This window comes from uncultured Arcobacter sp. (genome assembly GCF_937982575.1).
Lineage (GTDB): Bacteria > Campylobacterota > Campylobacteria > Campylobacterales > Arcobacteraceae > Arcobacter.
In genome coordinates this window covers 269,858-293,531 of the sequence record NZ_CALJLR010000005.1, presented here as the reverse complement: position 1 = coordinate 293,531, position 23,674 = coordinate 269,858, and the positions used below count along the sequence as shown (strand labels likewise).

Sequence of the window (23,674 nt, the reverse complement as noted above, 5' to 3'; positions counted from 1 at the left end):
TACATTTTGTGTAACTTGAGCATTATTTTGTGCCACTTCTGCTTTTTGTGGAGTTTGTGTTTGATTTGCTACTTGGTTTTGTAATTGAGCTTGAACTTTAGATAAAAGTGTTTTGATGTCATTGATTAAAGGTGAATCAGGCTTTATAGTTTGAGCAGGTGTTGCTTGCTGTGTTGGCTTTGCTTCACTATTTATATTTGGTTTTGTAACTTGTTCTTTAATGTTTGAAGTATCAAGACTTTTTAATTGAGTTAATAATTTATCTATTTGTTTTAAAGTCTCAGTTGTATTGATATTCTCTTTACTTACATTTTGTGTAACTTGAGCATTATTTTGTGCCACTTCTGCTTTTTGTGGAGTTGGATTTTTACTTTGATTACTTATGATTGTTTCTAGTTGTGCTTTTGTCTTAAGTAAAACAGCCTTCATATCATTTAATAGGCTATTTTGATTTTTACTATCGGGATTATTTACTTGATTTAGAAGTTTTGATTCTAAAAATATCCCACTTTTTTGTATTTGACCTTCTACATTTTTGGGTGTGGCTTGATCAGGAGTGATTGAAAATTTTTGTAAAAATGTTTTTAATTCTTGTGTACTTTTATCATCTGGTAGGGCTTTTACTAATGATTGCAAATTTGAAGTAAATGAACCTAAATCTTTACTTAGATTTGAATTCTTTAATAAATTAAGCACAGTTTCATTTGATTTTGTACTGTTTTGAACGTTATTAAAAAGGGTTTTTAGTAGTGTTGAGACATTGAAGTCTTTATTTTGACTTGTTAGAGTTTTTACATCAGCCTCTTTTAAAACCTCTTTTACAGCATTACTTGTTTTATTTGCTACTAAGATATTAAGTTGTGTATTTGTTGATACTAACATAGTAGTAAGTATAGCATAAAATTAAATCATAAATCTTTTTTGGTATAATAAGAAAAAAATTGGAATAGAGGAAAACTATGCAAGATATAACTATTTGGCACAATCCTAGATGTTCAAAATCAAGAGATGCGTTAAATTACTTAGAAGAGAAGAAAATAGCTTTAAGTATTATTAAATACATGGACGCAAAATTAACAAAAGAAGATATAAAAGAAGTTCTTCAAATGTTAGGTATGGGTGCTAGAAGTCTTATGCGAACAAAAGAAGATATCTATAAAGAGTTAAACTTAAAAGATGAAAATGATGAAGAAAAGCTAATTCAAGCTTTAGCTGATAATCCAAAACTAATTGAGCGTCCAATAGTTATAAAAGATGGAAGCGCAGTTATTGCAAGACCATTAGAAAAAATAGATGAACTTTTTTAATGATACACGAAAAACAGCTTAGGATTAGATATATAAGAGTTTTAGAGAAGTTTTTTACAAGAACAGTATCTCTTTTAAAGCTAGAAGATTTTGATTTTGAAATTTTTAAACAAAGAACATTAAAAAACTTTGAAGATACAAAAAGAGTAAAAAAAGTTGAATTGACTTCTGCTTATTTATTAAGTTTAAAAAAGTTTATTGATTTGACCCTTTTGTATTTAGAAAATCATACAGATGACTTTGAAGAAGAGAGAACTAGACTTCTAAAAGAGGCAAATTTACTTCAAAAAGATAGAAACCAAGCTAATTATAAAAAAGATAAACATAAACACAAAAAATTTGATGATGGATATTAATGGAAGATGAAAACAAAAGTTTTAAACTCTCAGGAACTTTAAAAAAAGTACTCTTTTCCAATAAAGACACAGGGTTTTGTATAGCTGTGTTAGATAATGATCAGAAGATATGTGGAACATATTTTGATACAGATATTGAAAAGATAGTTGGTGAAAATATAATATTGATGGGTAACTGGGTAACTCATAAAAAATATGGAATCCAATTTGCTTTTGATACATTAGAGTTAAAAGAGCAAGAGTTATATTTCTTTTTAACAAAAATAGTTAAAGGAATAGGGCGAAAAGTTGCTTTAGAACTTTTAGAAAAATACACAGAAGAAGAGCTTGTAGAAGTTTTAAACAATAAGCCAGAAGAACTTCTAAGTTTTAAAGGTATAAGAGAAAAAAAACTCTCAACTATAAAAGCCTCTTGGCAAAAATTTAAACACTTGCGTGAATTAGGTTCTTTTTTATCAAAGTTTGGTGTTACATCAAATCTTATTACAAAAATTTATTCAGAGTTTAGTGAAGTAGAAAACTTAATTGAAGTTATTCAAAAAAATCCTTATGTATTAATTAGAATCAAAGGTATTGGTTTTAAAAGAGCAGATGAGATTGCAAAAGCTTTAGGTATTGATGAAAAATCAGACTTCAGAATAATGGCTTGTATGAACTATACTTTAAGAGAGTATTGTGATAATAATGGAAACTCTTCAATTGATAAATATCATCTTTTTAGATTACTTGATGAAGCACTAAGGTTTCAAAATGAAGAGATGCTTTATGAAAATGCCTTGACAAAAATGGAACTTGAAGAGGATATTTATAAAACAAAAGAGAATAGATATGCTCCGTCAATGTTATATTTTGCAGAAAAAAGAGTCCTAGAGTTTTTTAGAGCTAGAGAAAATGATATGTATTTGAAAAAAATAGTTTCAAATATAGATGAATACTTAGATAAAAGAGAGAAAAGCTTAGGTTTTACATTAAGTAGTGAGCAAAGAAAAGCAGTAGAACTAATAAACGAAGGTCATAAAACACTATTTCTTATAGGTTATGCCGGAACTGGTAAATCAACTTCAAGTAGGGCAATTCTAGAACTTCTTCAAGAGATAAACTCTTATGATGATATTATTGCGATAGCATTAAGTGGTATTGCAGCTCAAAGAATAGCTGATACTACAGGATATAATAGTTCTACAATACAATCACTTTTTGTAAAGCATAAAGAGAATGAATATTTCCCCTATAAAGTAATATTATTAGATGAAGCTTCGATGGTAAATTCTGTTATGTTTTATCAAATCATATCAAAAATTGGTCAAGATACAATTTTTATAATAGTAGGAGATGATGGGCAGTTGCCGGCTATTGGTGCTGGAAATATATTAAGTGATTCTATAAATCATGAACTAGCTCCAATTTGTAAACTTACAAAAATATATAGACAAAATGAAAATCAAGCCATAGCAGTAATTGCAAATGAGATTAGGCAAGGGAATGTCCCTGAATATAATGGAAATTATGAAGATTTTAAATTTTTAGATGTCTCTATATCTAACTACTATGCTTCAAAAAACTCATTAGGTCAAAATGATTTTTCAAATTTAAGAGGTCAAAACTCTGAACAAATATTAAGTATGATATTAAATATATCAAGTGCATATATCAAGGAGTTCTATACTTTAATAAAAGATAAAAACATCTCAAAAGCACTTATTCTTTTTCAAATAATAACTCCCATGAAAGGTGGAATGTTAGGGGTTGAGAACCTAAATAATCAACTTCAAAAAATATTTAATAGTTCAAGGGAAGAGTCAAAACAAACAAAACTTTATGAATATAAACTAAGTGATAAAGTAATTCATATAAAAAATGAGAATATGCAATCCCAAACAATGCAAATGTATAGAACTGGTTCTAGTGAATATTTAGAACGCCGTGTATTTAATGGACAGTTGGGACTTATTATTAAGCTAGATTTTGAAGAAAGCAAGTGTATTGTACTTTATCCAAATGATGATATGGTAGTTTTCTATAACTTCGATGATTTGGACTCTTTATTATCACTTGCATATTGTTTAACCATACACAAAACTCAAGGTATGGAGTATGATAATGCACTTATTCCTATGAGCTTTTCCCACTATATTATGCATAATACAAAATTATTATATACAGCAATTACTAGGGCTAAAAGTATGTGTTATATAGTAGGAGAAGAGGATGCTTTCAAAGGTGCTTGTAAGAGAATAGAGACCACAAAAAGGGAATCTGTTATAAATGATTTACTAAGCTAAGCAGTTTAACATTTCCAAAAGCTATATTTGAGTAATATATCTAAAATTTTATTGAGGATTTTATTAGTATGATAACTTGGATGCAAAGACACAAAAGATGGTTAGTAATTACAATTTGGATAAGTACAATAGCGTTCGTGGGTGCTGGTTTCGTTGGATGGGGAAGTTATGAGTATGGAAACTCTTCAGGATCAGTAGCTGTTGTAGGTGATAGAAAAGTAAGTGTTGAAGAGTATCAAAGAGAATATTCATCACTTTATGGACAATATTCTAGAATGTATGGAAATCAATTTAACCAAGAGATGGCTAAAAAAATTGGACTTCCAGAAGCAGCTATAAATTTAGCAATCCAAAAAAATCTTATTTTATCTTATGCTGATGATTTAGGTTTAAATGTTACAAATGAAGATATTGCAAAAGAGTTAGTTCAAATGCCTGCTTTTATAAAAGATGGAAAGTTTGATAAAGAACTTTACATAAGAGTATTAAGTCAAAATGCTACAACTGCAGTACAATACGAAAAATCTTTAAAAAGAGATTTACTTTTACAAAAAGTTGAATCTTTATTTAATCTAAATCCTTCTGCAATTGAAGTTACAAACTTATCAAAGTTACTTTTTGCACAAGATGAAGTATCAATAAAAGTATTAGACCCTAAATCTATAGCCATTGAAATAAATGACACTATTTTAAGAAATTATTGGAAAACAAACAAAATAAAATACATGTCAACAAATATTTATAGATTAGCTATTTCTAAAGTACCATTAGAGATGATTATTCCAACAGAAGATGAGTTGCAAGAGCATTATTCAAAGTTTAAAACTGATTATAAAAAAGAAGATGGAAAAATAAAGACTATTGAAGAAGCAAAAGATGATATGATAAAAGTATTAAGTTTAAAATCTACAAAAAGAGATGCTTTAAAAAAATACTTAGCACTTAAAAAAGATGAAGAAAAATTTGATGCAACTACAACAATCTTTGAGAATGAATTACCTTTTTCACCTGAAAACATAGAAGAAGTTAAAAATTCTACTGTAGGAGTTGTTTTAAAACCTTTTGAAGCAACTGATGGTTTTACAATTGTAAAACTAATAGAAAAACAAGCGCCAAAGCCTTTATCTTTTGATATGGCAAAAGATATGGTAAAAGCAGATTATTTAGATATTAAAAGAAGTGAAAAAATAAATTCTTTAGCTAAAGAAGCAATGGAAAACTTTGAGGGTGAAAATCTTGGCTTTATTACTAGAACTTCAGTAAATAAAATCAAAGGTTTAGATACAAACGAAGCTTATGCTTTTTTAAATAAACTTTTTGTCTCAAAAGAAAAACAGGGAAAAATAGAAGTAGCAGGAAAAGTAGTACTTTATAAAATCACTGCAAGTAAATTAGCAACAGACACTACAAAAGAAGAAGAATCTGTAAAAGATATATTATTAAAGCTACAAAAAGCTGAGCTTATGTCAAACTTAGTAAAGAATCTTGAAAACAGATATGAAGTTACTTCATCTTTAGATCACAAGGAGTAAAAATTGGGTAATACTCTTCTAGCAATAGATATTGGTTCTACTGACGTTACAGCAATTATTGCAAAAAATGATTTAGACTATAAAATTAATATCTTAGGTACAGGTATTGAAACAAGTGATGGAATTAATAAAGGGCTTATAACAAATATTGAATTAGCTTCTAAATCTATACAAAATGCTGTCCTAAAAGCAAGAAGAAGTACTTCTGAACCAATTGAATCAACAGTTGTTGCCATATCTGGTTCTTATACTAAGGGTATAAGAAGTATGGGAAGTGTAAATGTTCCAAATGGAATAATCACAGAACATGAGATAAATCAAGTTATGCAAATGGCTTTATACAATGCTACAATTGTTCCTGAGTATGATATTGTTCATGTTATTCCTATATTCTTTAAAGTTGATGATTCAGCAGATGTTGATAATCCTTTAAATATGAATGGTGCAAGACTTGAAGTATCTGTTTATATTGTAACTGCAAAAAAAACAGCATTGACAAACCTAAGATCTGCTTTTAAAGAATCAAATATTGAGATAACTAACTTTGTTTTAAATAGTTATGCAACTGCAATTGCAGTTTTAGATGAACAACAAAATAAATTTGGAAGCTTAGTAATAAATATTGGTAGTACAACTACAGAGTTTGCATGTTATAAAGGTGGTTCTTTGTTATATACTGATTTTATACCAGTTGGTTCAAATCATATCACAAATGATTTATCAGTAATGCTTCACACACCTCATAATGCAGCAGAACTAATAAAAATAAAATATGGAAGCCTACTTTCAAATAATAGTGAAGATGATCAACTAACTATTAAAAAAATAAAAATCCCAAGAATTGGTGATGAACAAGTAACTGAAGAGATTTCTTTGGTAGATATAAGAAATATCATTCATGCAAGAGTTGAAGAGACTTTATTATTAGTAAAACAGAAGTTAAATAGAAGTGGAATAGCTGATAATTTGGATGCGGGTATTGTTATAACTGGTGGAATGAGTAGATTAAAAGGGATTAAAGAGTTGGCTACTTTAGTTTTTGAAAATCAGCCTATAAAAGTTGCAAATCCAAGAAATATCAAAAATGGATATATGAATTTTGATGATCCAACTATGTCAACAATCTCAGGACTTCTTTTTTACTCTTTAGATAAAAATAGAAATTTCGAGTTAGATTCAAATAAAAAACTAAGAAGAAAAGTAATAAAACAAAAGATTATTCAAAAAGAAGAATTAAAAGAGGCTCAACGTAATATAAGGCAAGCTGAACAAAAAGCAAATATGGATATAAAACTTAAACCTGAAGATACTACACAGTTACCTAAAATATCAAAGACTGATAAAGGTAAAGGTATGGCTAAATTTTGGAATAAAGTTTCGGAGTGGTTTTAATGGATAATGGATTATTTAGAGTGGACGATATCACAGTAGAAATGCCAAATAAAACTTTGTCAGATAATGTAGCAAAAATTACTGTAGTTGGTGTTGGTGGAGGTGGTTGTAACATGGTCAACCACATGATTCAAGAGGGTACTCGAAGAATTGATTTGATTGCTGCAAATACAGATTTACAGGTTTTAAATATCTCAAGAGCACCTAAAAAAATACAGTTGGGTGTAAAGCTAACCAAAGGTCTTGGTGCGGGGATGAAGCCAGAAGTTGGTAGAGATTCTGCAATAGAGAGTTATGAAGAGATTAAAAACACTTTAGAAGGAGCAGATATTGTTTTTATAGCTGCTGGACTTGGTGGAGGTACAGGAACGGGAGCTGCTGCAATTATTGCAAAAGCTGCTAAGGAAATAGGTGCTTTAACAGTTTCTGTTGTAACTAAACCATTTACTTGGGAAGGTAAAAAAAGAGCAGGATTAGCAAATCTAGGTCTTGAAGAGATAAAAAAAGTAAGTGATTCTATTATTGTTGTTCCAAATGATAAGTTACTAGATATTGTTGATAAAGATATTGGTATGAAAGATGCCTTTAAAATTATCGATAATATTTTATATCAAGCTGTAAATGGGATGAGTGAAGTTATTCTAAATCCTGGAAATAGTGATATTAATACTGACTTTGCTGATGTAAAGACTATCATGCAGCATAAAGGTATGGCACTTATGGGAATAGGGCGAGCTAAAGGTGAAGATGCTGCTATTAAAGCATTGGATGTTGCTACAAACTCTCCTTTACTTGATAAGATGTCTCTAAGTGGGGCAAAAGGTATTTTGATTCATTTTAATATTCACCCACAAATTTCTATGTTTGCTATTAATAATGTTATGGAAAAAATACATGATACTATTGATTCAAATGCAGAGATTATATTTGGTACAACTTCTGATGACTCTTTACAAAAAGATGAAGTAAAGATTACAATCGTAGCTACTGGGTTTGAATCTAAACCTGAACCTAGAAAAAATGATCAAGAGTCAACTGATGATGGTGTAAAACAAACAATAGTTACAGATAAAGATAACTATTTAGATGTTCCTCCATTAATGAGAGATTACGTAGTACAATATCATTTATAAGAGTAGAAAGCTTATCTACTCTTCAAAAATCACTATATCATAAGAGCTTTTTTTAATTACTAAAGCTTTTGATGAGGGTACAACTCCAAATTTATCAATCTCTCTTAATCTTGTTTTATACTTTTCAACATCTTCTTCTAAGGTATTTATTTTTTTATTTAATTGAAGTATTAAATCAACTCCAGCTAGGTTTATTCCTAACTCTCTTGTAAGTCTTAGTACATATTTTATATGGTCAATATCTTTTTGAGAGTATAAACGGATTTTGCCATTTGTTCTTGAGGGGGTAATTAAACCCTCTCTCTCATATTGTCTTAGTGTTTGTGGATGTATTTCAAGAATTTGTGCAACTACTGAAATCAAATAAACGGGTTCTGAGTATGAGTTTGTATCCATAATGTCCTCTTTTATATAGTTTCTGGTAATTTCTCTTTTAATAAATTAACAACTTCTTCATCTAAATCTGCAACTTTAGGTAATACAATATTTGCTTTTAAATATAAATCACCCTTTGTTCCAACTTTTCTATTTAAGATTCCTAGCTCTTTTACTCTAAATCTTTGGTATTGTTTCGTATTTTCTGGTACTTTTAGCGTTATTGTTTTATGAATAGTTTTAATCTCTATTTTGCCACCAAAAAGAGCTGTTTTTAAAGGTATATCAAAATATTTAGTTAAAGTATCTCCATCTAATGTATATTCAGGACTAGGAGCAACATTTATTTTTATAATTAAATCACCTCTTTTGCCATTGTATGATTTACCTTTACCTTTTGCTCTGATTTTTTGTCCATCTCTAATACCTTCAGGGATTTTAATATCAAAAGAGTCATTGTTGAATGAGACTTGTTGTTTTCCACCAAGTATAGAAATATCAAAGGCAATAGTAATTTGTGCGCTCATGTCTAAATCTGGCTCACTATAACCACCAAAACCTTGTCCTCCAAAGCCTTGGTTTCCAAAACCATTTCCACCAAAGCCTCCAGAACCTCCAAACATCTGTCTTAAGATTTCATCTAAATCTACATTTCCACCTTGACCTCTTGCAAAGTCATGAAAGTTTTGTCCACCAAACATAGAATCACCATACTGGTCATATTGCTGTTTTTTCTCTTTATCTGATAATACTTCATATGCTGCATTTATCTCTTTAAATTTCTCTTCTGCATCTTTATCTTTATTTACATCAGGATGATATTTTCTTGCTAATTTTCTGTATGCTTTTTTTATTTCATCAGTTGAGGCACCATCACTCACCTCTAATGTTTCGTATAAACTTTTTGCCATAAAAACTCCATATAAGTTATAATATTTATATTATTATAGCACAAACTTGAGTCGTAGTCAATCAAGGTTTTATAAAAAATAGCGAAAAATAAGATTAATTGCTAAAAAAGTAAATATATACTAAAATCATCAAATGAATGAAAAAATATTTGAAAAAGATGAATGGACTCAAGAGGAGTACCTAAATTATAAAGATGAACTTGAAAAACAGGGCATTGATGTTCTATTAGTAGATACGGTATTAAAACCTATTGATACTGATAACTGTATAAAATACAACCCTTATGAAATGGCACTGTTTCCTAAAGATAAAACAGTATTTGTATTTTATTGTGACACTGGAAAAACCACAAAAGAGAGACTTGAATTTTACCGAAGTAAATTACCTGGATATAGATGCGTTAGTTTATACGGCGGAAAAGGGTATTGGAGACCAAATTTTAGGTTATTAAAAAAATCATGAAAAAAACAAAAGATTATGACTATGTAGTTATTGGAGCTGGAATTGCTGGTTCTTGTGTATCACACTTTCTAAAAGAGGATAAAGTACTTTTAATAGACAGGTTTGAAGATGTGGCACAATTTGCTTCTGGTGTTGCAGGAGGTTTTTTATCTCCACTTCTTGGAAAACCAAACAAATTTAAAGAGCTAGTGACTAAGTCTTTAAGTTTCGCAGTGGATTTTTATAAGAGTTTAGATGAAAGTCTTATTGTGCAAAAAGGTGTTTTAAGAGTTCCCAAAGACGAAGATGATAGGTTAAAGTTTGATGTTTATAAAAAACATTTTGACTTTGAATGGGAAGAGAAAGAAGGGGGATTTTTCTTTAAAATAGGCTCTCAAGTTTTTTCTTATGAACTATGTAAAAAGCTCACTCTTAATGTAGATAAAATATTTAATTATGAAGTGAAACATATAAAATATAAAGAAGGAACTTGGATTATAAATGATGAAATAAAGACAAAAAATCTTATTTTAACCACTGGCTCTGATATTAAACTAATTGATGAAGAATATATAAACATAAGAGCTGTATGGGGACAAAGAATTGATATTTCTACAACAACTTGTATAGATTTTAACTATCATAAAGAGTGTTCTATCTCTACTTCATATAATAAAGTTACAAATGATTTATATAAAGTTTCAATAGGGGCTACACATCATAGGTTTGAGAGTAAATTAGAAAAAGATTTTAAAGCTTTTGAAAATCCAAGTTTAAGTAATTTATCTAATATTGGTTATACAAATGAATTATACAAAAAGGATACATTAGAGCTTTTAGAAAAGGCTAACAATATAAAAACATTAAATGATGTAAAAGTATTAAAAACTTACTTTGGAGCAAGGGCTAGTAGCTTTGATTATTTTCCAATAGTAGGAAGTTTAGTTGATTCAAAAGAGACTCTAAATATGTTTCCATACTTAAAAAATGGTACACATGTTAAAAGTGATAGATTTATAAGACATGATAATCTTTTTATACTAAATGGTGTAGGAGGAAGAGGGTTTGTTTTGTCTCCTTATTTAGCAAAAAAACTTGTTGACTTTATAAAGAAAAAAGATACTTTAGATGATGAAATTACTGTTGATAGATTATTTAAAAAATGGGTTAGAAGAAATAAGTGATAATGTTTATTAATATTGTATTTATATTAAAAAGTTAAACTCCTACAATTTTATTAAAAGGATAAAAATTGTTAAAAAATATTTTAAAATTAGTATTTTTAGGTATTGTTGGTTTTGGACTACTTGTTTACCTAACAGCCGAAAAACCAAAAGATGTAAAAAATGATGTTAATAGAAGTACTGAATTAAGTTTAAGTGGAGTTCCTGCATCTTTGGAGCTTGTAGGAAAAGAAAATCCTGTATCTTCAAGTGAGGTATTTAAAACTGGTCAAAAGACTTTAGTGGTTGTAGGTAATCATGATTCTTTAATAATCGTAAAAGACTTAAAAAAATATTTTGAAATAGAGTTACCATATGTTTTGGTTGCAAATATTTCAAAAGCACCTTGGTTTATCAAAAAATGGGTAGTTTCTGGGAAACTTGAAGAGTTGAATGATGACCCAACTATTCCTATGATTTTTGATGTTGATGGTTCTATGGTTGATTCTTTAAATTTAGATGATACTACAAAAACAAGTTATTTTGCGTACATTATTGATGAAAATGGTAGTATTACAAATATTTATAATGGAAAAGTAAAAGAAGAAGCAATGGATGGTTCTATGAATGAAGAAGAGAAAAAAGCTTCTTTAAAGCCACTAGTTGACTTATTAAATTAATATAGAGGGTCACTTGACCCTTTATTTTTTACAATTCTTAAATAAGACTAATTCACTCTTAAATAAAAAACTAATTTAATCTTATTATTGTTTTTTAATTCTATAGCAGTATCATTTTAATATTAATATTTTTTAAAGGATTTAAAATGAAACACGAATTAATGAAACTACCTTACGAAATGGATGCATTACAACCTCTAATGTCAAAAGAGACTTTAGAATTCCACTATGGAAAACACCATCAAACATATGTAAATAACTTAAATAATTTGATAGAAGGAACAAAGTTTGAAGATGCTTCTTTAGAAGAAATTGTAAAAGGTTCTGAAGGTGGGCTTTTTAATAACTCTGCACAAGTATTTAATCATGACTTTTTCTGGAATGGTTTAACTCCAGGTGGTTCTACTATCTCTAGTGATGTAGAAGCTGCTTTAGTTGAAGCATTTGGATCAGTTGAAGAGTTTAAAACTCAATTTACAAATAAAGCAGTAACTCATTTTGGTTCAGGATGGGCTTGGCTAGTAAAAGATTCAAGTGGTAAATTATCAATTATAAGCACTGCAAATGCAGGAACTCCATTAACTGATGGTTTAACACCACTTCTTACCTGTGATGTGTGGGAACACGCATATTACATTGATACTAGAAACGCAAGACCAAAATACTTAGAAAACTTTTGGAAACTAGTTAATTGGGATTTTGTAGCTCAAAATCTTAAATAGTAAGAATCTTAATCAATCTATTTAAAGGGTCATATTTTTTATGACCCTTTTTTAATATCTATCAAAAATCAAATAGGCAAAAAATGAACAATATAACAAAACAAGACTCAATAAGAGGTGCTTTTTTTGCATCTATTGTTGCTGATGCTTTATGTTTAGGTAGTCATTATGAATATGATGCAAAAAAAATATATAATGCATATGGGCAAAAACCCATAGAAAAATTTATGAGTCCCGGTGAAATGATGGGTGGAATGACCCATGGAATAGGGTGGGGTGAACAAAATTATCATCCAGGAAAAAAAGCTGGTGGAACTACTGATTATGGGGATTATAATATTCTTATATTAGAGCACTTAGCAAAAACTGCAAATCCCCCACAAGATTTTAATGTACAAGCTATTATTCCACATTGGATGAACAGACTAGAACATAGTTGGGGTTCTTGGATTTGTACTATGAGTAGAGAAACTTATGCCCAAGCTAAAAGAGGTGTAAAAGCTGAAGACCTAGGTGGATATTCAAATGCAACAGCCATAAGACATGTTGCAGCTCATGCATATTATGAAGATGAAGAAGTGTTAGTTGATGTGGCAAAAAAAGCTATGTTTACTCACAAAGAAGCTCATGCCCTAGGTGGAGCAGAGTTTTTTGCAAGAGTTACAAACAAAGTTATCAATGGAACTAAACCAAGAGTTGCCATCGAAGAAGTTGGAAAACTTATGGGTGGTTTTTATCAAGATAAAGTTAATCAAGCAATTGCAAAATATGAAGAGGAATCAAATCCTGAATCTGATTTATCAAAAGAACAGTTTAGCGATGACTTAGCACTTACTTCTATGGCAAGACTTTGGGATGTGGGAAGAAGTGAACCTATAAAAGTAGGAAAAGCTAGTCCAACTGAAGGAACTATGCCTGGAAGTATTTACTTTATCTTAAAATATGCCAATAAAGAAGATGGTCTTAAGAAGGCACTTCAAGCAAATGCTATGGTTGGTGGAGATAATGCATCTAGAGGTATTATGATTGGTATGGTACTTGGTGCTTATTTTGGTATAAATGCTATTCCAAAAGAGTGGAAAGAGAGCTTGGAACAATGGGACTATTGTGAAGAGTTGTTAAATAAACTACCACTTCTACAGTAAAATACAGAGAATAATATTTCTCTGTATCTTATATATTTAGCCACTCAAAGGCTTCTATTTCATTTTCAAAGTTTTTAACTTCTCCTTGAATAAACCAAGATGCTATTTTAGAACCTACTTTTATCCAAGTTTTACTATTGATTATGGCAATTTTTTCAAACTCATTCCCATGTTTAAGTCCAAGTTTCAAATCATCCCAAGCAGCTTCAAGTTCCCAACCATCAAGCTCAGTACAATCAACAATAGCTATAATTTTAGGATTTGTAATACCTTCAATAGCAGAATCAATCATAGGTGTTATTGTCTCATAATCTTCATGGGTAAGAGTACCTACTGCTTTTATAGTAAGTAAAAAACTACTATCAACTTTTTGTATACCAACGGTAAGTTCGTGTTTTTGAGTTTTCATGGTGTATTCCTTTTATAAAAGTTCTACTTTTACAAGTTTACTCCAATTTTTGTAATAGGTGAAGTTTTTGCCCTTTTTAATCTTATTTAATTTCTGATAAACCTACAGCTTTTGAAAATTCAATTCCCAAGTCAGTTTGTGCAATGTATCCTTTTTTGTATGTGATATTTAAGTGAGAATCTATATTAGATGCAACAATTTCTTTGTATATTGGTAGTGATTCAATCCATATATATGATTTTAAGTCTACTAAATGTTGAGAATAACTTATTTTAATTAAACCCAATCTAATAAAGTTTTCTATTGATGCTGGTATTTTCTTTATGTCTTTTTCTGTTCCTTTAACATTTGTTATATGGTTTTTAATAATTTGTTCACTATTATTCTTTGTATTACGTTCTATTATTTGACATATTGGTAAATATCCTGAATAGTTTAAAATTAATTTTAATAAATTTGCCTCACTAGAAGTTAATTGTTTTATAATTTCTACATAAGCTGGGTGGGCATTATCAGCTTCTTTTTTATTCATAGCTGTTGTTAATAATGATAAGTACATTTCTTTTAGATTATTTTCTTCATGAGAAAAAGCAAGTCCTTGTAGTGTAGGACCAGCAATTGAAGCTTTTGGTTCAACTAAATCTTCTTCTAAAATTTTTGATGCTTTTTTTTCCATGTCTTTTTCAAATTTTTCGGAAAAGTATTTTTTAGCTTTATCAAAAGAGTAATTTATTGCAGCTAAAGGTAATAATGCATTATTAATTGTTTTTGTTATTGTTAATGCAGCTTGACCTAGGTTTTTACCTGATTCTTTGATTTCTGGAGTATCTCCTGCATGTTTAATAAGTTCACCTACTACTTCAGTAATTTTCTTTGTTGAATCAATTCCTTCATCAATTTCATTCATTTTAATTCCTTCTATTTTAAAGATTATATAATAAAATATATTAGTAATATAAAAACTGAAAGAGTTTGTTAGATTTTTGAAGATATCAAGGAAGTCAAAAATTTCTAACCGGAGTTTACTAAGGGTAAATGAGGATTAGAAATTTTTTACTGACGTAGAGAGGTTTTAAAAGATAATGAACTACTCAGTTTTTGAAGTAGCTACATTAAACTTACCAACAGCACAACTCACAAAACTTTTTGCTGTCGTAGTAGCTTTTTCAAAGCCACTGAGCTCATCTGTTACTAGTGGATAACCCAATCCTCTAAGTTTTACTTTTAAAGCCTCTTCTTGGCTTTCATCGATGTCTAAAGTGATTTTTCGTGGAATTACTTCTAAGTCAACTTCTACTTTTCCATAATCTTTTTCTAGGGCAGTGATTAGTGTATTTGCACATCCACCGCATTTTACGTTGTTTACTTCATATGTTTTTGTCATAAGTTACTCCTTATTCAAAAAAATTGTTTTTATTTAGTGTATCAACTAATTCCTTAACAGAAGATACAGACTTTTTAAATAGTTTTTTTTGTTCAGCTGTTAATTTGAGCTCTATAATTTTTTCAACCCCTGAACTTCCTAGCATAATTGGAACTCCTGAAACTATATTTTCGTATCCATATTCACCTTCTAATAAAACAGCACAGGGATAAACCTCTTTTTTATCATATAAAATTGCTTCTACCATAAGGGAAGTAGAGTGAGCAGGAGCATAGTATGCTGAACCAGTTTCTAGGTATTTTACTATTTGAGCTCCACCATTTTTTGTTTTTTCTACAATATCTTTTATATCTTCTTTACTTAAAACAGCATCAAGGGGAACACCTGCAACTGTTGAGAAGTTTGGCAGGGGAACCATATCATCACCATGACCACCCATAACAGAAGCATCTATTTGTCCAGCACCATAACCTAACTTTTCTAAAATAAAGTGGCTCATTCTTGCACTATCTAAAATACCTGCCATTCCTACTATTTGATTTTTTGGGAAGTTTGAGACTTTGAGTGCTGTGTAAACCATTACATCTAAGGGGTTTGATACCACTACTATAATTGCATTTGGAGCTTGTTCTTCTATCTCTTTTACTACTATTTTCATAATTTTTGCATTTGTAAGAAGTAAATCATCTCTACTCATACCAGGTTTTCTTGGTAATCCAGCAGTTATAACAATAACATCACAACCTTTTAAGTCCTTTGCATCTTTTGCTGCAAATACTAAAGTGTCAGAGCTAGCTGCATTTGCAGCTTGCGAAATATCTAAAGCCATTGCTTTTACGACATTTTCTCTTATATCCTTTAAAACTATCTTTTCACAAATTCCTTTAGACGCTAGAGTATAAGCAAGTGTTGAACCCACATTACCAACTCCTATGATTCCAACTTTTTTGTTTTTCATATCTTTCCTTTAAAATTCGTAAATAAAAAAAGGTAGGTTTTTACACCTACCTTTAAAATAATAGCTATTAAAAGTTACCCAATAATTGCATTTAATGTAGCACTTGGTCTTAATGCTTCATTTGCTTTTTCTTCATTTGGTAAATAATATCCACCAATATCAGAAGCTTTTCCATGAGCTTCAACTAATTCAGCCATGATTTTATCTTCATTTTCAGTCATTGATTTTGCTATTGGAGCAAATTCAGCTGCAAGTTCTGCATCTTCAGTTTGCGCTGCTAATTCTTGAGCCCAATACATAGCAAGATAGAAGTGAGAACCTCTATTATCAACACCACCTAATTTTCTTGATGGAGATTTGTCTTCTAAAAGGAAAGTTCCTGTTGCTTTATCTAAAGTATCAGCAAGAACTTTTGCTTTTGCATTATTTTGAGTATTACCTAAATGCTCAAAAGAAGCTGCTAAAGCCATAAACTCACCTAATGAATCCCATCTTAAGTAAGACTCTTCAGTGAATTGTTGTACATGTTTAGGAGCAGAACCACCAGCACCAGTTTCAAACAGTCCACCACCTTGCATTAATGGTACGATTGATAACATTTTAGCAGATGTTCCAAGCTCTAAGATTGGGAAAAGGTCAGTATTATAATCTCTTAATACATTTCCAGTTACAGAAATAGTATCTTTACCTTCTCTCATTCTTTTTAAAGAAACTTTTGTAGCTTCAAGTGGAGCCATAATAGAGATATCTAATCCACTTGTATCATGGTCTGGTAAATATTTATTAACTTTTTTAATCATCTCTGCATCATGACCTCTATTTTCATCTAACCAGAAAATTGCAGGAGTATTTGATAATCTAGCTCTAGAAACTGCTAATTTAATCCAATCTTGAATTGGAGCATCTTTAGCTTGACACATTCTGAAAATATCACCTTCTTCAACATCAAAAGTAAATACTGCATTTCCATCTTTATCAAGAACTTTCATTTGTCCATTTGCAGGAGCTTGGAATGTTTTATCATGAGAACCATACTCTTCTGCTTTTTGTGCCATAAGACCAACATTTGGTACAGTTCCAATAGTTGTTACATCTAATTTTCCATTTTCTTTACAATCATCAATAACTGCTTTAAAAGCTTGCGCATAACATCTATCTGGAATCATAGCAATAGTATCTTCTTCTTTATCATCAGCATTCCACATTTTACCACCACCTTTAAGCATAGCAGGCATAGATGCATCAATAATAACATCAGATGGTACATGTAAGTTAGTAATCCCTTTTGCAGAGTTTACCATTGCAAGTCTTGGTTGAGCTGCATAAACTTTAGCAATATCAGCTTCAATTTCTGCTTTTTTATCTGCATCTACTTTGTCTAACTTAGAGTATAAATCTCCTAATCCATTGTTGAAGTTTACACCTAATGAGTCAAATAACTCACCATGTTTAGCAATTAAATCTTTGAAGAATACTTTAACTGCAAATCCAAACATAATTGGATCAGAAACTTTCATCATTGTCGCTTTTAGGTGTAAAGATAATAATACATCTTTCTCTTTAGCTTCTGCGATTGCTTTTGCATAAAACTCTTGTAAAGCTTTTGCACTCATAACAGTTGCATCAATGATTTCACCAGCAAGTACAGCAGTTGAAGCTTTTAATACTGTCTCAGCACCATTTTTATCAAAGAAAGAGATTTTTAAATCATTTGCTTCATCAAAAGTTTTAGAAACTTCAGAACCATAAAAGTCTCCATTATCCATGTGAGCAACATCAGTTTTTGAATCTTTTGTCCATTCCCCCATTCTATGAGGGTTGTTTTTTGCATAGTTTTTAACAGCACTTGGTGCTCTTCTATCTGAATTACCTTCTCTAAGTACTGGGTTAACAGCAGATCCTAAGATTTTAGAATATCTAGCAGTTATTTCAGCTGATTCATCATAATTAGGTACATTGTAACCTTTTGATTGTAATTCAGCAATTGCAGCTTTTAACTGAGGAATAGATGCAGAGATGTTTGGTAGTTTAACAATATTTGCATTTGGATCTTGAGTTAATTCACCAAGTTCAGCTAAGTGATCACCAATTTTTTGGTCAGCAGTTAAGTTCTCAGGAAAGTTTGCAAGAATTCTTCCAGCTAATGAGATATCTTTTGTTACCATTTCTATACCAGAGCTTTTTGTAAAAGCCTTGATGATTGGTAAAAATGAGTAAGTAGCTAAAGCAGGAGCTTCATCAACTTTTGTGTAAATGATTTTTGACATTTTTGTTCCTTGGTTAGTTAAAGTTTTCGTGTAGGACATATTAGCATGATTTTATTCATAATATTTCAAATAAGTATCAATAAAGAAACAGTTTAATTTTGCTGTTTCAATACTTCACAATTACTTAACAGCTTTCCAGAGTGATTTCACGTCTTTGGTTGTTTTAGTATCACTTTTTTTAGGGAAAACTTTTGTCTCTTTGGGTTTACTAGTAGTTCTTTTTCTATTTATATTGTTAATATGCTCTTTATAGGTCTTTGTAAAAGAGTGTTTACCTGTTGCTTTATTTCTAAAAAAATAAAGATACTCTGTTTTTGCTGGAAATATTGCTGCTTTAATGGCATCTAAACTAACTGCACAAACTGGATTTTTAGGTAACTCTGAATACTTATAAGTATTATATGAAGTGATATCTTCTCTTATCATTTTAGGTGTTACTTTTGTATGTGAATAGACTCCATAGTTTAGAGTACCATCCATTTGAAGTGGCATTTTTCTTTTAAGTCTATTTTGAATTACACTTGAAACTATTGGCATCTCTTCTGTGTCAGCAGCTTCTTTTTGAATAATTGAAGCCATAGTTACATAGGTGTACCAACTCTTTTTTATATAATGCCCAAATATTTTATTTGAAAACTCTTCATATCTTTTATTTGTATAAGAGATTAGATAAAAAATAATATGATCTTCATCCATACCCATTGGCAGATTATATGTCTCTGCTAATATATTACCATCAAGTCTATAGGCATATTTATTATAAGAGTTTTGAAGTTTTGTAAATGAGAGATTAAATTTTTCAGAAATATCTTTTAAAAAGAAGTAAGCAGTCTCTCCTGGGATTAAAGTAACACTTTTAAGTGCAGCTTTTGAAGTAAGAAGTTTGTTGATAAAGTCTGCTTTTGTCATCTTTGTTGTTTTTAAATCGATCCAACCACTTTGAGGATAGCCTTTAATTTTAATTATTACTTTATCAATTATATTTAAGTCATAACCTGATTTATTTAGGTATGTTATAATATAATTTGTACTCCCTTTAGGTATAAAAATTACTTTTGATGATGACAAAGGGATAGTTATATAAAAAAGTATAATAATACTTAAAACGAGGATTACTTCAATAATGTTACTAAAAAAAATCATTGCATTTATTTTATTCTTTTTATCGCTAGTAGCTTTTTTAGTTTTTTTCTTAATTAATGGCATCAAATTGGATTCATTCTCTCTTGGTGATTTTTCAGTTTCGAAATTCTATTTAAAAATTGATAAAAAGCTTATTTTACAAATAGATGAAATTGTAATAAAAGATAAAAAAACCAAAGTTAATAACTCTTTTGAAGATATAAAATCTCTTTTAAACAAAGCCCCTATGGTTTTGAGTTTTTTCCAAAATATTGATATTGAGACTATGGAAATCGCAGATAATAAATTTAAAATACAACTAGAAGATGATTATATTTATATAGATAACAAGTATGTGAATATTGCCTCAGAGTACTCAGAAGAGGGGGATTCTTTAAAGTTAGATATTTATTCGATTTATTTAAAAGATATAAATCTTTTGCTTTTAGGAAATATGAATATTGATTTGCATAAAAATATTTTAGTTTTTTTAGGAAGATACTTTTATAAAAATTTAGCTAGTGGTGAGTTAAATATACAATCAAATAAAGAAGAGTTGGATTTTTTTATAAATTCAGGAGAATTAGAAAATATAAAGTTTTTAAAAAACTATATTTCTTTAGACAAAATTGCAGAGTCTTGGATGTATGACAATATCCAAGGCAAGCTTTATTTAGACTATTTGTATGGAAAAGTTGATTTAAATAGTCTTACTCCTATTTTAAACAGTATTAGTGGTTATGCTAGGGTTCTTGATGCAACAGTAAAATTTAATAAAGACTTAGATGTGGTAAACACGCCACTTATAAACCTAGAGTATAAAAATGATAATTTACTTATAAAACTAAAAGAGCCAATCTACAAAGGTATAAGTATAGATGGAAGTTTTGTTGATATAAAAGATATGACAAGTTTAAAGTATGGACACGTTGATGTAACACTTAAGGCTAATCATCTTTTAGATGATAATGTTTTAGAGATATTAAAAGCCTATAAGATAAATCTTCCTTTAAAACAGATATCTGGCAAAACTCAGGCTGATGTACATCTTTATATACCTTATGATTCTCCTATGAAAACCTTTGGTGTGTTTAAAGCTAAAGATTCTACTTTTAAGATAAATGATTTTGAATTTTACTCTAAAGATGGAGATGTAGAATTGATTAATACTGATGTAATTATCAAAAATACAGACTTTGTCCATAAGGATATGATAAATGCAAAGGTAAATCTAAAAATAGATACTAAAACTTTAGATTCTAAGGGAAATGCTTTATTAAATAAATTTTTAATCAAAAGTGATAATCAAGAGATTGTTAAGATTGAAGACAAAAAGATTGATTTTACAATAGACTTTAAAGATAATGCTAAATTAAATATTGACGAACTAGAAACCCAAATCTTATTTCAAAAAGATAGTACAGATATAAATATTGCAAATTTAGAAAAACTGTACCCTTATTCAAAACTTTTAAGTGATATTAATATTAAAAAAGGTGATTTGAGTATTAAATTATTGGATGATAATGAGATTAGCTTTATGGCAAACTTATTTGAACTAGATTTACCTTTAAAAAAAGATGATAAAGATGTTGATACCTTAAAGCTTTTTGGATTGATAAATAAAGATAAAACATCTATAAATACAGCTTCAAATGACCTTGTAATAGATATTATCAAAGATAAAATAAAAATAATTATAAACTCCTATGATATAGATATGACAAAGAGTGAAAATAAAAATAGTCTAATCCAAGATTTAAGTGTTAGATTGATTGATTCAAATATATTACTAAAAGATAATAGTTTTTACTCAATTGATTCAAATATTGATATTGTAAAAGATGACATCTTTTTTGATGGGACTTTTGGTAAACTGGATATTCCTATAAAAGAGGGTGATAAAAAGCTAGATAAATTAGATATTAAAGGCTATTTGAAAAAAGATTTGGTAAAAGTTGTATCAAAAGATAAAAAATTAGACTTAAGCCTGAAAAATAGTGATGAAATATATTTAGAACTAAATGAATTAGATTTAATTTATAATACAAATAACGATGATGTAAACAAATACAAAAAAATAAAGATTAAAGGGAAAAATTCTAATCTTATTATCAATGACAAGTATAAAGTTTTATCTGATGATTATATTATCTCATCAAATGATAAAAATACTATATTTGATTTAGTATATCTTGATGGAAAAATAAAGTATATAAAAGACTCACATAAAAATATAAATTTGAGAGCAACAGATATAAATGAACTTTTTGTAAATACCTTTTTTGATAAAGAGATAATAAAAGGTGGTACTTTTTCACTTGAAGCTAGTGGTAAAGGTGATTTAATAAGTGGTAAAATGCTTTTTAATAAAAATAGACTTCTAAATTTAACTATTCTAAATAATCTTATTACTTTAGTAAATACCTCTCCTGCTTTGATTAATCCACTACTAGCTATTCCTGCAGTTTTTGGAATGGTTACAAATGGAGGCTTTAACTTAAATGGTTATGCTGTAAATGAAGGCTATATTGACTTTACTTATGATTTTGAAAATAGAATTCTAAACTTAATTAAAATCCATATGATTGGTAATTCAGTTGATTTTGAGGGTTATGCAACTTTAAATTTAAAAGAGTCATATGTAAATGCTAATGTTGATTTAATATTTATGAAAGATTATACAAAGATAGTTAATTTTATACCAGGATTGAACTATCTGTTTTTAGGGGATGAGAAAAGAGTCTCTACCAAAGTTAAAATAACAGGGGATTTAAATAATCCTAAAATAGAGACACAATTAGCAAAAGACTCAATATCTGCTCCTGTCAATTTCTTCAAAAGAGTGATAACTTCACCATTAAAGCTATTTGAGAAATAAGATATTATTCGTTTCTTAGTACATCAATAACATCTATTTTAGTAGCTTTTGCTGCAGGGTAATAAGATGATAATAATACAATCATAATAGAACCAATTAAAATTGATATGAAATCAATCATATCTAGTTCAAGAGGAAGTTTACTTGTACCATAAACATCAGCTGGAAGAGAGATTATATTAAAGTTATCAAGTAAAAACATTCCAAAAAAACCTAGAAAAATACCAAGTGCTATACCTGAAAAACCAATTACTATACCAAGTTTTAAAAATATCTTTTTAATCTCTTTTTTTGTTGCACCCATTGATAAAAGTAGGGCAATTTCTTTTCTTCTACTCATTACTGTCATAAGCAAAGATGAGATAATATTAAGTGATGCTACTAAAATAATTAACATAAGTACTATAAAAAGAGCTTTCTTTTCTAATGCCATGGCAGAGAAGAAATTACCATTTTGTTGCCACCAACCAACAATGCCAATATTTGGATAATCACTAAGTTCTTTTTGAATCAAATTTATATCATTGAAAGCATCATCTGAATAAATATGAATACCATCATAATAATCATCACTTTTTCTTAAAATAGTTCGTAATGCTTCAACTGAGGTATACATATATGAGTTATCATAAGCGTTAAGTCCTGACCTAAAAGAGCCACTGTAGTTAAATCTTTTCATTTTGGGCATCATGGTAAAACCACTTGGGTTTAAGGCTGTGAAGTACATAGTTACCTTGCTATTATCATATAAAAATAGTTTATCAGAAATTCCCATACCTGTTATGAGGTCATATTTGTTTAGAACTTTATCTTTTACAGCTTTTTTATAAATAGAGTTTATTTCAGCTTCTCTTTTAAAATCAACGCCAAATAAAAGTCCACCTGACATTTTTTCATCATGTTGAATAATTGCTTGAGAAGAGATATATGGAGAAAACTTTAGCTTTGGAAACTTTTTCTCAAGTTCTTCAAGTAAACTGTGATTTATGCCATTATCAAACTTTGAATAAATAGATAGGGGATAGTTCATAGTAAAGAGTTTATTTTCAAACTCTTTTGCAGTACCATTCATAATTGCCATGGTGATGATAAGAACCATAACTCCAACTGCAACACCAATAAATGCTAAAATAGCACTTATTGAGATAAATGGATTTTTTTTGTCAAATTTTAAATATTTTTTTACAATAAAGTTAATAAGTTGATTATTCAA

General features: G+C 29.2%; 22 protein-coding genes. 12 read left to right on the top strand and 10 right to left on the bottom strand.

Going from position 1 to position 23,674, the window contains the following annotated elements; translation table 11 throughout:
- The coding region (locus Q0617_RS05075; RefSeq protein WP_298751176.1) for a hypothetical protein at positions 1 to 882 on the bottom strand (882 nt) is incomplete at its 3' end.
- Between the two features lie 77 nt (positions 883 to 959).
- Here Q0617_RS05075 and arsC point away from each other — a divergent pair.
- From arsC to ftsZ, 6 genes are all read left to right on the top strand, one after another.
- Positions 960 to 1,307, top strand: coding sequence for an arsenate reductase (glutaredoxin) (arsC, locus tag Q0617_RS05070; protein ID WP_298751174.1), 348 nt, complete (start codon positions 960 to 962; stop codon positions 1,305 to 1,307).
- Complete coding sequence (locus Q0617_RS05065) at positions 1,307 to 1,663, top strand: hypothetical protein (protein WP_298751172.1); 357 nt, start codon at positions 1,307 to 1,309, stop codon at positions 1,661 to 1,663. Before arsC ends, Q0617_RS05065 begins: the two co-directional genes overlap by 1 nt.
- Positions 1,663 to 3,945, top strand: coding sequence for an AAA family ATPase (locus Q0617_RS05060; protein WP_298751170.1), 2,283 nt, complete (start codon positions 1,663 to 1,665; stop codon positions 3,943 to 3,945). Before Q0617_RS05065 ends, Q0617_RS05060 begins: the two co-directional genes overlap by 1 nt.
- A 68-nt stretch (positions 3,946 to 4,013) precedes the next feature.
- The gene (locus Q0617_RS05055; RefSeq protein WP_298751168.1) at positions 4,014 to 5,477 is read left to right on the top strand and encodes a peptidylprolyl isomerase; all 1,464 of its coding nucleotides are present in this window, start codon (positions 4,014 to 4,016) and stop codon (positions 5,475 to 5,477) included.
- A gap of 3 nt (positions 5,478 to 5,480) precedes the next feature.
- Complete coding sequence (gene ftsA / locus Q0617_RS05050; RefSeq protein WP_298751166.1) at positions 5,481 to 6,869, top strand: cell division protein FtsA; 1,389 nt, start codon at positions 5,481 to 5,483, stop codon at positions 6,867 to 6,869.
- Positions 6,869 to 8,002, top strand: coding sequence for a cell division protein FtsZ (gene ftsZ / locus Q0617_RS05045; protein ID WP_298751163.1), 1,134 nt, complete (start codon positions 6,869 to 6,871; stop codon positions 8,000 to 8,002). The genes ftsA and ftsZ overlap by 1 nt, the downstream gene beginning before the upstream one ends.
- A gap of 15 nt (positions 8,003 to 8,017) precedes the next feature.
- Here the strand turns inward: ftsZ and Q0617_RS05040 are convergent, their stop codons facing one another.
- Positions 8,018 to 8,398 (bottom strand): helix-turn-helix transcriptional regulator, encoded by a 381-nt coding sequence (locus Q0617_RS05040; protein ID WP_298751161.1) that lies wholly within the window; start codon positions 8,396 to 8,398, stop codon positions 8,018 to 8,020.
- 11 nt (positions 8,399 to 8,409) lie between these two features.
- Entirely contained in the window at positions 8,410 to 9,288 is an 879-nt protein-coding gene (locus Q0617_RS05035) for a DnaJ C-terminal domain-containing protein (protein ID WP_298751159.1), read from the bottom strand.
- A 133-nt stretch (positions 9,289 to 9,421) separates the two neighbouring features.
- Here Q0617_RS05035 and Q0617_RS05030 point away from each other — a divergent pair, with 133 nt between their 5' ends.
- From Q0617_RS05030 to Q0617_RS05010, 5 genes are all read left to right on the top strand, one after another.
- The gene (locus Q0617_RS05030; RefSeq protein WP_298751158.1) at positions 9,422 to 9,751 is read left to right on the top strand and encodes a hypothetical protein; all 330 of its coding nucleotides are present in this window, start codon (positions 9,422 to 9,424) and stop codon (positions 9,749 to 9,751) included.
- Positions 9,748 to 10,914, top strand: coding sequence for an FAD-dependent oxidoreductase (locus Q0617_RS05025; protein WP_298751156.1), 1,167 nt, complete (start codon positions 9,748 to 9,750; stop codon positions 10,912 to 10,914). Before Q0617_RS05030 ends, Q0617_RS05025 begins: the two co-directional genes overlap by 4 nt.
- Positions 10,915 to 10,982: 68 nt before the next feature.
- Positions 10,983 to 11,573, top strand: coding sequence for a hypothetical protein (locus tag Q0617_RS05020; protein ID WP_298751154.1), 591 nt, complete (start codon positions 10,983 to 10,985; stop codon positions 11,571 to 11,573).
- Between the two features lie 146 nt (positions 11,574 to 11,719).
- Positions 11,720 to 12,295 carry a Fe-Mn family superoxide dismutase gene (locus Q0617_RS05015; RefSeq protein ID WP_298751152.1) on the top strand — a complete coding sequence of 192 codons (576 nt, stop codon included), beginning with the start codon at positions 11,720 to 11,722 and terminating at the stop codon, positions 12,293 to 12,295.
- A gap of 83 nt (positions 12,296 to 12,378) precedes the next feature.
- Positions 12,379 to 13,440, top strand: a complete 1,062-nt coding sequence (locus tag Q0617_RS05010) for an ADP-ribosylglycohydrolase family protein (protein WP_298751150.1) — start codon at positions 12,379 to 12,381, stop codon at positions 13,438 to 13,440.
- Between the two features lie 28 nt (positions 13,441 to 13,468).
- On the opposite strand, the gene Q0617_RS05005 is transcribed toward Q0617_RS05010, so the two are convergent.
- From Q0617_RS05005 to mltG, 6 genes are all read right to left on the bottom strand, one after another.
- Positions 13,469 to 13,849: an STAS/SEC14 domain-containing protein gene (locus Q0617_RS05005; RefSeq protein ID WP_298751148.1), complete on the bottom strand. Its 381-nt coding sequence runs from the start codon at positions 13,847 to 13,849 to the stop codon at positions 13,469 to 13,471.
- A gap of 82 nt (positions 13,850 to 13,931) precedes the next feature.
- Entirely contained in the window at positions 13,932 to 14,756 is an 825-nt protein-coding gene (locus Q0617_RS05000; RefSeq protein ID WP_298751146.1) for a DUF4393 domain-containing protein, read from the bottom strand.
- Positions 14,757 to 14,936: 180 nt separating this feature from the next.
- Positions 14,937 to 15,233 carry a heavy-metal-associated domain-containing protein gene (locus Q0617_RS04995; RefSeq protein ID WP_298751145.1) on the bottom strand — a complete coding sequence of 99 codons (297 nt, stop codon included), beginning with the start codon at positions 15,231 to 15,233 and terminating at the stop codon, positions 14,937 to 14,939.
- Between the two features lie 10 nt (positions 15,234 to 15,243).
- Positions 15,244 to 16,191, bottom strand: coding sequence for a malate dehydrogenase (gene mdh / locus Q0617_RS04990; protein WP_298751143.1), 948 nt, complete (start codon positions 16,189 to 16,191; stop codon positions 15,244 to 15,246).
- Positions 16,192 to 16,265: 74 nt separating this feature from the next.
- Positions 16,266 to 18,458 carry an NADP-dependent isocitrate dehydrogenase gene (locus Q0617_RS04985; protein WP_298751141.1) on the bottom strand — a complete coding sequence of 731 codons (2,193 nt, stop codon included), beginning with the start codon at positions 18,456 to 18,458 and terminating at the stop codon, positions 16,266 to 16,268.
- 120 nt (positions 18,459 to 18,578) lie between these two features.
- On the bottom strand, positions 18,579 to 19,664 hold the full coding sequence (mltG, locus tag Q0617_RS04980) for an endolytic transglycosylase MltG (protein WP_366517899.1): 1,086 nt from the start codon (positions 19,662 to 19,664) through the stop codon (positions 18,579 to 18,581).
- A gap of 4 nt (positions 19,665 to 19,668) precedes the next feature.
- Here mltG and Q0617_RS04975 point away from each other — a divergent pair, with 4 nt between their 5' ends.
- Positions 19,669 to 22,461 (top strand): AsmA-like C-terminal domain-containing protein, encoded by a 2,793-nt coding sequence (locus Q0617_RS04975; RefSeq protein WP_298751137.1) that lies wholly within the window; start codon positions 19,669 to 19,671, stop codon positions 22,459 to 22,461.
- Between the two features lie 4 nt (positions 22,462 to 22,465).
- Here Q0617_RS04975 and Q0617_RS04970 read toward each other — a convergent pair whose 3' ends face one another.
- A complete protein-coding gene (locus Q0617_RS04970) occupies positions 22,466 to 23,674 on the bottom strand; it encodes an ABC transporter permease (protein WP_298751135.1) in 1,209 nt (402 codons plus the stop codon).

Excerpts from the sequence above, each read along its gene's own strand:
- arsC (WP_298751174.1), top strand. The coding sequence starts at position 960 with ATGCAAGATATAACTATTTGGCACAATCCTAGATGTTCAAAATCAAGA.
- Q0617_RS05065 (WP_298751172.1), top strand. The coding sequence starts at position 1,307 with ATGATACACGAAAAACAGCTTAGGATTAGATATATAAGAGTTTTAGAG.
- Q0617_RS05060 (WP_298751170.1), top strand. The coding sequence starts at position 1,663 with ATGGAAGATGAAAACAAAAGTTTTAAACTCTCAGGAACTTTAAAAAAA.
- Q0617_RS05055 (WP_298751168.1), top strand. The coding sequence starts at position 4,014 with ATGATAACTTGGATGCAAAGACACAAAAGATGGTTAGTAATTACAATT.
- ftsZ (WP_298751163.1), top strand. The coding sequence starts at position 6,869 with ATGGATAATGGATTATTTAGAGTGGACGATATCACAGTAGAAATGCCA.
- Q0617_RS05040 (WP_298751161.1), bottom strand. The coding sequence starts at position 8,398 with ATGGATACAAACTCATACTCAGAACCCGTTTATTTGATTTCAGTAGTT.
- Q0617_RS05035 (WP_298751159.1), bottom strand. The coding sequence starts at position 9,288 with ATGGCAAAAAGTTTATACGAAACATTAGAGGTGAGTGATGGTGCCTCA.
- Q0617_RS05030 (WP_298751158.1), top strand. The coding sequence starts at position 9,422 with ATGAATGAAAAAATATTTGAAAAAGATGAATGGACTCAAGAGGAGTAC.
- Q0617_RS05025 (WP_298751156.1), top strand. The coding sequence starts at position 9,748 with ATGAAAAAAACAAAAGATTATGACTATGTAGTTATTGGAGCTGGAATT.
- Q0617_RS05015 (WP_298751152.1), top strand. The coding sequence starts at position 11,720 with ATGAAACACGAATTAATGAAACTACCTTACGAAATGGATGCATTACAA.
- Q0617_RS05010 (WP_298751150.1), top strand. The coding sequence starts at position 12,379 with ATGAACAATATAACAAAACAAGACTCAATAAGAGGTGCTTTTTTTGCA.
- Q0617_RS05005 (WP_298751148.1), bottom strand. The coding sequence starts at position 13,849 with ATGAAAACTCAAAAACACGAACTTACCGTTGGTATACAAAAAGTTGAT.
- Q0617_RS05000 (WP_298751146.1), bottom strand. The coding sequence starts at position 14,756 with ATGAATGAAATTGATGAAGGAATTGATTCAACAAAGAAAATTACTGAA.
- Q0617_RS04995 (WP_298751145.1), bottom strand. The coding sequence starts at position 15,233 with ATGACAAAAACATATGAAGTAAACAACGTAAAATGCGGTGGATGTGCA.
- mdh (WP_298751143.1), bottom strand. The coding sequence starts at position 16,191 with ATGAAAAACAAAAAAGTTGGAATCATAGGAGTTGGTAATGTGGGTTCA.
- Q0617_RS04985 (WP_298751141.1), bottom strand. The coding sequence starts at position 18,458 with ATGTCAAAAATCATTTACACAAAAGTTGATGAAGCTCCTGCTTTAGCT.
- mltG (WP_366517899.1), bottom strand. The coding sequence starts at position 19,664 with ATGCCATTAATTAAGAAAAAAACTAAAAAAGCTACTAGCGATAAAAAG.